Genomic DNA, 8,853 nt, shown 5'->3' on the forward strand with positions numbered 1-8,853 from the left:
TCCGCCTCCTCCGGCACCGCGCCGGTCGATTCCAGGGGGTCCCACAGCGCCGTGACCAGCACCCAGAACACCGCGAGCACCACGACACCGAGCGCCCAGCCCGCGATCACATCGCTCAGGTAGTGCACGCCGAGGGCGATGCGGGTGAAGCCCACGCCCACCACCGACACGACCGCGACGACGACCGCCACCGGCCGCACCCGGCGCGGCAGCAGCGGCCACAGACCGATCAGCAGGACGCCGCAGCCCAGCACGCCGTTGAGGGCGTGCCCCGAGGGGAACGACCAGCCGTGCGCGGTCGCGATCGGGTCGGCGAACGTGGGCCGGTCCCGGGCCACGGCCAGCTTGCACAGCCCCCCGGCCGCGCCGCCGAGGACCATCACGGTGACCACCCAGACCGCGGTGCGCCGCCGACCGGCCACCCACAGCCCCGCCGTGAGGCCCGCCGCGAGGATCCGGAAGGTGTTCGGGTCCCACACCCAGTCGGTGAGGATCCGCGTCGCGTCGACGACCGCGGGCCGGTCGTCCATCCAGCCGTGCAGGTCGCGGGCGACCCGGGAATCCACCCGGAAGAGGGTGTCCCAGCCGCACACGACGAGCAGCAGCAGGACGGTGAAGACCGCGGCGGAGAGGATCGCCGGAACCGCGTACCGCGCGGGAAGCCACCAGACGTGGTCGTCGTCCGCGGTCGTGTCGGGCGGGCTCGGGGAAAGGCTGCGCACCCCCCTTTGATACCCGCTCGCGCGTGCCCCGGTGCGGAAAAGGCGTGGCTGTGGGCCATCCGGCGCCCGGTACGCTAAGGCCCGTGATTGACCTGCGACTGCTCCGTGAGGACCCCGACCGCGTCCGCGCCTCGCAGCGCGCCCGCGGCGAGGACGAGACCATCGTCGACAAACTGCTGGCGGCCGACGAGCGCCGCCGCTCGTCGGCGACCGCGTTCGACCGTCTCCGCGCCGAGCAGAAGGGCCTGGGCAAGCAGGTCTCCAAGGCCCAGGGCGACGAGCGCGCGGCGCTGCTGGAGCGCACCCGCACGCTGGCCGCCGAGGTCAAGGCCGCGGACGCGGCGCAGGACGAGGCCGCCGCCGACGCGCAGCGGCTGCTCCTGGAGCTGTCCAACGTGGTCGAGGACGCGGTGCCGCCCGGCGGCGAGGACGACTTCGTCACGCTGGAGGAGGTCGGCACCCCGCGCGACTTCGCCGCCGAGGGCTTCGAGCCCCGCGACCACGTCGAGCTGGGCAAGCTGCTGGCCGCCATCGACGTCGAACGGGCCGCGAAGGTCTCCGGCGCCCGGTTCTACTACCTGACCGGCATCGGCGCGATGCTGGAACTGGCCCTGGTCAACATGGCCATGGCCCAGGCCAACGCGGCCGGGTTCACACCGATGATCACCCCTGCGCTGGTGCGTCCCAAGGCGATGGAGGGCACGGGCTTCCTCGGCCAGGCCGCGGAGAACGTCTTCCACCTGGAGAAGGACGACTACTACCTGGTCGGCACCGCCGAGGTCCCGCTCGGCGCCTACCACATGGACGAGATCCTCGATGCGCGGCAACTGCCGTTGCGGTACGCCGGGTTCTCGCCCTGCTTCCGCCGGGAGGCGGGCACCTACGGCAAGGACACGCGCGGCATCATCCGCGTGCACCAGTTCGACAAGGTCGAGATGTTCGTCTTCACCACGCCTGAGGAGGCGGCCGCCGAGCACCAGCGGCTCCTGGCGTGGGAGAAGGAGTTCCTGACCGCGCTCGAACTGCCGTTCCGTGTCATCGACACCGCCGCGGGCGACCTCGGCTCGTCGGCCGCCCGCAAGTTCGACTGCGAGGCGTGGATCCCGACGCAGGGCAAGTACCGCGAGGTCACCTCGACGTCGAACTGCACCGAGTTCCAGGCCCGGCGCCTGGCCGTGCGGATGCGCGACGAGGCGGGCACGCGCCCGCTCGCGACGCTCAACGGCACGCTGTGCGCGGTGCCGCGCACGATCGTGGCGATCCTGGAGAACCACCAGCAGCCCGACGGCTCGGTGCGGGTACCCGCGGCACTGCGCCCGTTCCTGGGCGGACGCGAGGTTCTGGAGCCGGTGGGCGCCGCGTGACGGCCGGCCCCTTCGGGCTGGTCGCGACGGACCTCGACGGCACTCTCGTACGCGACGACCACACCATCTCGGACCGCACGCGCGCGGCACTCGGCGCCGTGCGCGCGGCCGGGGCGCACCACGTGATCGTCACCGGCCGCGCCGTCTCGTGGTCGCGTCCCGTCTTCGCCCAGCTCGGCTACCAGGGTCTGGCGGTCTGCTCGCAGGGCGCGCAGGTCTACCACGCGGGCGAGGACCGGCTGCTGACCTCGGTCACCCTCGACCGCGCGGTCGCGCAACTGGCCGTCGAGAAGATGGTCGCCAACCTCGGGCCGGTCGCCCTCGCGGTGAGCCGCGCGGGGCTGGACGGCGCGGTGGTGGTCGAGCCGGAGTACGACTACCGGCTCGCCCTGCCGGTGCGCACGGCCGCCGAGCGCGCGGAGCTGTGGGCCGAGCCGATCCTGAAGGCGTACGTCCAGGCCCCCGGCCTCGACGACGACGAACTGGCCGCGCGGGCCCGGGAGATTTGTGCGGGGCTCGTCGACATAACGCATGCGGGCCCCGGGATAGTGGAACTGCTGCCGCAGGGTCTGGCCAAGTCGATCGGTCTGTCGCTGGTGGCCCGCCGCCTCGGTGTGCGGGCCGTCGGGACGATCGCGTTCGGCGACATGCCGAACGACCTCTCGATGTTGCGGTGGGCCGGGCACGGCGTGGCGATGGCCAACGCGCACCCCTCGCTCAAGGCGGTGGCCGACGAGGTGACGGCGTCGAACGACGAGGACGGCGTGGCGGTGGTGCTGGAACGGCTGTTCCCGGCGGCTTGAGAACCCGCTTCGGGGTTGTCGGAGTGCCCTCGTGGTCCGGTGCGTGCGATTGCCGGGCGCGACCCCCTACAGGTCGCGGACCTGCGGCAGGCCGTCCGCGACGATCCGCTCGAAGACTTGCTCGTCGGTCCCGAACACCGTGCCGGGCACCGGCAGGTGCACGGCGATCTCGGTGATCCCGGCTGCGGCGTTGCGGCCGGCGTAGTCGACGAAGGCGTCGACCGAGTCGAGCGCGCGTTCGTCGGTGGAGCCGTTGAGCAGCACCCGGCCGAGTTCCTTGGGGTCGCGGCCCTGCGCGATGCACGCGTCTTCGAGGCGGTGCACCTGCTCCGCGATGTCGGCGGTGTACTGCGCGCCGGTCTGCCCGGTCAGGCGCTTCGGGTCGCCGAAGGTGACCCAGTCCTGGCCGAGCCGGGCGGCGAGGCGCATGCCGCGGGGACCGGTGGCGGCGACGGCGAAGGGCACGCGCGGGGTCTGCACGCAGCCGGGGATCATGCGCGCCTCGACGGCGGAGTAGTAGGTACCGCGATACGTCGTGGCCGGGGCCGTCAGGAGGCGGTCCATGAGGTCGAGGAACTCCTCGAAGCGGTCCTGGCGTTCGCGCGGGGCCCAGGGCTCCCGGCCGAGCGTGGCGGCGTCGAAGCCGGTACCGCCCGCGCCGATGCCGAGGGTCATGCGCCCGCCGGAGAGGTCGTCGAGGGTCATGACCTCCTTGGCGAACGTCACCGGGTGGCGGAAGTTGGGCGAGGAGACGAGCGTGCCGAGACGTACCCGCGACGTCGCCACGGCCGCGGCGGCGAGGGTCGGCACCGTGCCGAACCACGGCCTGTCGCGGAACGTGCGCCAGGACAGGTGGTCGTAGGTCCAGGCGGTGTCGAACCCGCCCTCCTCCGCCGCGCGCCACCGCGCAAGCGCCTCGGAGCCTGAGTAAATCGGGAGGATCACGACACCGGTTTTCATGATCCAAGCCTAGGCGCGCCGCGATATGCGGCAAATTTCCCGGTCATCGGACGCGACGGGCGCGCGCGGCAGGCGGCGGGACGGCGCCGGGGAGGTGTGGGCTACATGCTTCCGAAGCCGTAAGCGAGGATGTACGGCGTGACTGCCTCTCCGCGCCCGCGTCTCGTCGCCACCGATCTGGACGGCACCATCGTCCGCAGTGACGGCACCATCTCCGAACGCACGCTCGCCGCCCTGGAGGCCGTGGAGGCGGCCGGTGCCGAAGTCGTGTTCGTGACCGGCCGGCCGCCGCGCTGGATGGACAAGGTGGCCGAGGTCACCGGCCACCACGGGCTGGCGATCTGCGGCAACGGCGCGGTGGTCTACGACCTCAGAGCCGAGCGCATCGTCGAGACGCACCCGATGGACGTGACGGCGGCGCGCAAGGTCGCGGGCCTCATCAAGGCGGAGATCCCCGACGTGTGCTTCGCCGTCGAGACCGCCACCGGGTTCGCGCACGAGCCCGCGTACCCGCCGCTGGAGCGCGACGTGTCGATCGTGCACGCGGTGGCCCCGGTCGAAGAACTCCTGGACGGGCCGGTGCTCAAGCTGCTCGCGCGGCACGCGTCGCTGGCCCCGGACGAGTTCCTGGCCCTCGCCCGGGCCGCCGCCGGCCGGTACGCGGAGTTCACGCACTCGTCCAAGATCGCGCTCGTCGAGATCAGCGGCCTCGGCATCAGCAAGGCGACCACGCTCGCGTCCTTCTCGGCCCGGCACGGCATCACCGCGGACGAGGTCGTGGCGTTCGGCGACATGCCCAACGACCTGCCGATGCTCACCTGGGCCGGGCAGCCGTACGCGGTCGCGAACGCCCACCCGGCGGTCCTGAAGGCGGTGCCGAACCACACCGCGAGCAACGACGACGACGGTGTCGCGCTGATTCTGGAAAAGCTCTTCTCGTAACTCTGCGTAGAGATAATGTAACTCTATGCACGCAATCCGGGTGGGGCGCTCCCCGCTGTCCGCGCTGCTCGGCCATTACGCGGTCGGCGCCGCGGTCGCCTTCCGGCCGGTCGCCGAAGGGCTGTTGAACCGAGGCTACGAGGTGACGACCACCGAGGGCCGGTGGTTCCTCAAGCACTACCTCGACCAGACGCCCGGGGCCATCGCCTTCCAGCACCGCGTCACCGAGCGCCTGCGCGCGGCCGGGGTCCCCGCGCTGCCGCCGCTCGCCGACCGCGGGGGCGGCACCGCGCGGCGTGTGGCGGGCCGCTGGTTCGCGCTGTTCCCGTGGGTAGAGGGGCACCACCGCGGCGGCGACGACCTGGACGATGCGGAGTGCACGCAGTTGGGCACGCTGCTCGGCACCGTGCACGCCCAACTGATGCGCATGCTTCCCCCGGTCCAGCAGCCGATGTTCGCGCCCGCGGCCGACGCCTCGTACTCGATGGCGGTGGCCACGCGGCTGCTCGACGGCATACGACGGCGTACCGTCCGCGAGCCGTTCGACGAACTTGCCGAACACCGGCTCGTCGAGCGCCTGCGCATGCTGCGCCGCCTCGCGCACCGCAGGCCCGCCGACCACGACCGACCCCGGACCGGCTACGTGCACGGCGACTTCCATCCGCTGAACCTGCTCTACGCCGAGCGCGATCCGGTGGCGATCATCGACTGGGACCGCCTGGCCGCGCTGCCCGACACCGAGGAGACGGTACGCGCCGGGCTGCTGTTCTTCACCGCGTCCGCGACCGGCACGCTCGACCTGCCGCGGGTGCGCGCGTTCGTGCACGCCTACCGCGCGGTCACCGACCCCGGCGACGACGAACTCGCGGCCGCCGTACAGCGCCTGTGGTGGGAGCGGCTCAACGACTTCTGGATGCTGAACCGGCACTACGACGAACGCGACCACCGGTCCGACCCGTTGTTCCCGGCTTCCGCCGCACTGATCGTGTGGTGGACCCGGCACTACGAGGAGGTGATGGCCGCGTTCGTGGAGTGAGGGGCGCTACGAGCTGGGCGTGGGCCCACCCGTCCCCGTCGGCGGCTTGGTGGTCGCCGTCGGCGGCGTCGTCGGCGGCTGGCTGGTGGGCGGCGCGCTCGTCGTCGTCTTGGTCGCCGTCGGCGAGGTGGGCGTGGTCGGCGCACGCGACGTCTGCTGGCTGGTCTGCGGGTTCCCCGTGGGCGGCGGCAGACCGGGGTTCTGCGAGGTACGCGTGGGCGGCGTCGACCGGGTGGTCTCGGTCTCGGTGTCCGAGCCGGGGGCCGGGAAGCCCGCGCCGGGGCTGTCGTCGTCGCCGGTCGGCGTGCCGGGGCCGCTGGTGGACGTGGCCGGCGCGGTCGGGTTCGTCTTGTCGCCGCTGTCGGAGTCCCCGTTGTCCGCCAGCGCGAGGACCAGGAAGGTCACGCCCGCGATGACCGCCACGACGGCCACCACGACGATGGCGTAGAAGAGGCCCGAGCGGCGGCGCTCGCCGCGTTCGTCCTCGATCAACGGCATCGCGCCGGTGCCGCCGTCGTTGGTCGGCAGGGACAGCGGGCCGCCCGGCACAGGGCGGGTACGGTCGGTGTCCGGGCCGCCGGGCACCGGGGCGCCCAGGCGCGCGGTCGGCGCGGCGGCGGTGGCTCCGGTCGCGCCGGCCTGCCACGCCTGGTGGCGGGCTGTCCCGCCGGGCGGCTGGGTCGGGATCCGGGTGGTCGGCGGCGCCACGTGCACGGCCTGGCCCGCCAGCACGCGCCGGATGTCCATGCGCATCTCTTCGGCGGTCTGGTACCGGTCGTCCGGGTTCTTGGCGAGCGCCTTGAGCGCGATCGCGTCCAGGTGCGCCGGGATCCGCGCGTCCGACGCGGACGGCGGGCGCGGGTCGTCCTGCACGTGCTGGTACACCACCGACAGCGGCGTGTCGCCGTTGAAGGGCGGGCGCAGCGCGAGGAGTTCGTACAGCAGGCAGCCACTGGAGTAGAGGTCGCTGCGGGCGTCGACGGTGCGGCCGAGGGCCTGTTCGGGCGAGAGGTACTGCGGGGTGCCCATGACCATGCCGGTCTGCGTCATCGTCGTCGCCGCGCTGTGCAGCGCGCGGGCGATGCCGAAGTCCATCACCTTCACGGCGCCCGAGTTGGTGATGATGACGTTGGCGGGCTTGATGTCGCGGTGGATGATGCCGTGCCTGTGGCTGTACTCCAGGGCCTCCAGCACGCCCTCGGTGATCCGCAGGGCCTGCTCCTGCGGTATCGGCGAGCCCTCGGAGAGCAGTTCGCGCACCGTACGGCCCTCGACGCACTCCATCACGATGAACGGCACCAGCTCGGGGCCGATGCGGTCCTCGCCCGTGTCGTACACCGACACGATCGCGGGGTGGTTGAGCGACGCGGCGTTCTGCGCCTCGCGGCCGAAGCGCGAGCGGGCCACCGGATCCTGCGCGAGATCGGGGCGCAGGGTCTTGACGGCGACGGTACGGCCCAGCCGTACGTCGTGGGCCATACTCACCTCGGCCATGCCGCCGCGGCCGAGCTGACGCCCCAGCTCGTAGCGTCCCGCGCCGACGGTCCTGACCTGGGTCCCGGAGACCTCGTCGTCCGGGCGCTGCGGCTGACCCATCACTCCTCGCCGTCCGTCTCGTCACGGTCCGCCGGGAACGGACTCGCTCGTCCCAACGATCGCCGGGCCGCAAAGGCACGGCGGGTCCCGGCCCCGTGCGCACATGGCATTGTCCCGCAATCCGGTATCCGAGTCACCGTACCGGCAGCGGGGCCATGCCATCAGGCTTGAACGGCCCCCGCGGCGAGACATAGCTCACCGCATTGCCATTTGACGCGGGCACGTCAGGATAACCCCTGTCGGCTACCCCATTGCCACGAATGCCAGCAGTGCCGCGACCAGCAGCGCCGTACCGGCGACCACGGCCAGCACGCGGCGGCGCGAACGGCTGCGCCGCTGCGCCCGGCGCGTGCCCTGGACCGGCACGGGGCCGCGTGCCGCCGCACGCCGCCGGTGCGAACCCGCCCCGGGCAGCGGCACCCCGCCCGAATCTGACATCTCGTCAGGAATGATGCGCGCGACCGCCTGGCGCATCTCCTTGGCCGAGGCGAAGCGCAGTTGCGGGTCCTTGCGCAGCGCGTGCAGTACCAAGTCGTCCACCGCTCCCGGCACATCGCGGTGCGCGGACGGCGGCAGCGGCTCGTCGCGAACGTGCTTGTACGCCACGGTGATGGCGCTGTCCCCGTCGAACGGCACGCTGCCGACCAGCAGTTCGTACAGCAGGCAGCCCACCGAGTAGACGTCGCTGCGCGGCGACGCCGGGTGTCCCAGGGCCTGTTCCGGCGAGAAGTACTGCGGAGTCCCCATGATGTGCCCGGCCGCCGTGAGGGACGCCGAAGTGCCGTGCACCGCCCGGGCGATGCCGAAGTCCATGACCTTGACCTCGCCGTGCTGCGTCACCATGACGTTCACCGGCTTGATGTCGCGGTGCACGATCCCGTGTCCGTGGCTGTATTCGAGGGCGTCGAGGACGTACGCGGCGATGCGCAGCGCCCGACGCCAGGGCAGCGGCCCCTCGTGCCGCAGCAGCGCGCGCAGCGTGTAGCCCTCGACCAGTTCCATCACGATCCACGGAATCGGGCCGCCGGACGCGTCGTCCTCGCCGGTGTCGTAGACCCGCACGATCGCCGGATGGTTGAGCGCCGCCGCGTGGTGCGCCTCGCGGGCGAACCGCGAGCGGGCCACCGCGTCCTCGGCCAGGTCGGTGCGCAGCCGCTTGACCGCGACGATGCGGTCCAGCGCCACGTCGTGCGCCTCGTGCACGACCGCCATGCCGCCGCCCCCGATGCGCCGGAGCGTGCGGTAGCGCCCGTCGCCGAAGAGCGTTCCGGCGAACTCGTCGTGCGGGTCGTGCACCATCCCGCGGCCCCCCGTGGTGCGGCGTCGAGGCGGCGGGGGGGGGGGGGGGGGGGGGGGGGGGGGGGGGGGGGGGGGGGGGGGGGGGGGGGGGGGGGGGGGGGGGGGGGGGGGGGGGGGGGGGGGGGGGGGGG

At 72.9% G+C, this 8,853-nt stretch carries 8 protein-coding genes; 4 read left to right on the forward strand and 4 right to left on the reverse strand.

Annotated features, from left to right (window positions below; genetic code table 11):
• On the reverse strand, nucleotides 1-722 hold a 722-nt coding region (locus tag ACRX5S_RS07515), incomplete at its 3' end, for a phosphatase PAP2 family protein (protein ID WP_436771984.1).
• Nucleotides 723-805: 83 nt separating this feature from the next.
• Between ACRX5S_RS07515 and serS the strand changes: the two genes are divergently transcribed.
• Complete coding sequence (gene serS, locus ACRX5S_RS07520; RefSeq protein ID WP_436771985.1) at nucleotides 806-2,086, forward strand: serine--tRNA ligase; 1,281 nt, start codon at nucleotides 806-808, stop codon at nucleotides 2,084-2,086.
• Entirely contained in the window at nucleotides 2,083-2,889 is an 807-nt protein-coding gene (locus tag ACRX5S_RS07525) for an HAD family hydrolase (RefSeq protein ID WP_436771986.1), read from the forward strand. The genes serS and ACRX5S_RS07525 overlap by 4 nt, the downstream gene beginning before the upstream one ends.
• A gap of 66 nt (nucleotides 2,890-2,955) precedes the next feature.
• Here ACRX5S_RS07525 and ACRX5S_RS07530 read toward each other — a convergent pair whose 3' ends face one another.
• Entirely contained in the window at nucleotides 2,956-3,849 is an 894-nt protein-coding gene (locus ACRX5S_RS07530) for an LLM class flavin-dependent oxidoreductase (RefSeq protein ID WP_436771987.1), read from the reverse strand.
• Between the two features lie 129 nt (nucleotides 3,850-3,978).
• Between ACRX5S_RS07530 and ACRX5S_RS07535 the strand changes: the two genes are divergently transcribed.
• Entirely contained in the window at nucleotides 3,979-4,791 is an 813-nt protein-coding gene (locus ACRX5S_RS07535; protein ID WP_436771988.1) for an HAD family hydrolase, read from the forward strand.
• 25 nt (nucleotides 4,792-4,816) lie between these two features.
• Entirely contained in the window at nucleotides 4,817-5,827 is a 1,011-nt protein-coding gene (locus tag ACRX5S_RS07540) for a phosphotransferase enzyme family protein (RefSeq protein ID WP_436771989.1), read from the forward strand.
• A gap of 6 nt (nucleotides 5,828-5,833) precedes the next feature.
• Here ACRX5S_RS07540 and ACRX5S_RS07545 read toward each other — a convergent pair whose 3' ends face one another.
• A complete protein-coding gene (locus ACRX5S_RS07545; RefSeq protein WP_436771990.1) occupies nucleotides 5,834-7,423 on the reverse strand; it encodes a protein kinase domain-containing protein in 1,590 nt (529 codons plus the stop codon).
• Nucleotides 7,424-7,666: 243 nt separating this feature from the next.
• Nucleotides 7,667-8,722, reverse strand: coding sequence for a protein kinase domain-containing protein (locus ACRX5S_RS07550; RefSeq protein WP_436771991.1), 1,056 nt, complete (start codon nucleotides 8,720-8,722; stop codon nucleotides 7,667-7,669).
• Nucleotides 8,723-8,853: the final 131 nt, after the last annotated feature.

The sequence above is a fragment of the Yinghuangia sp. YIM S09857 genome (assembly GCF_051388915.1).
GTDB lineage: Bacteria > Actinomycetota > Actinomycetes > Streptomycetales > Streptomycetaceae > Yinghuangia.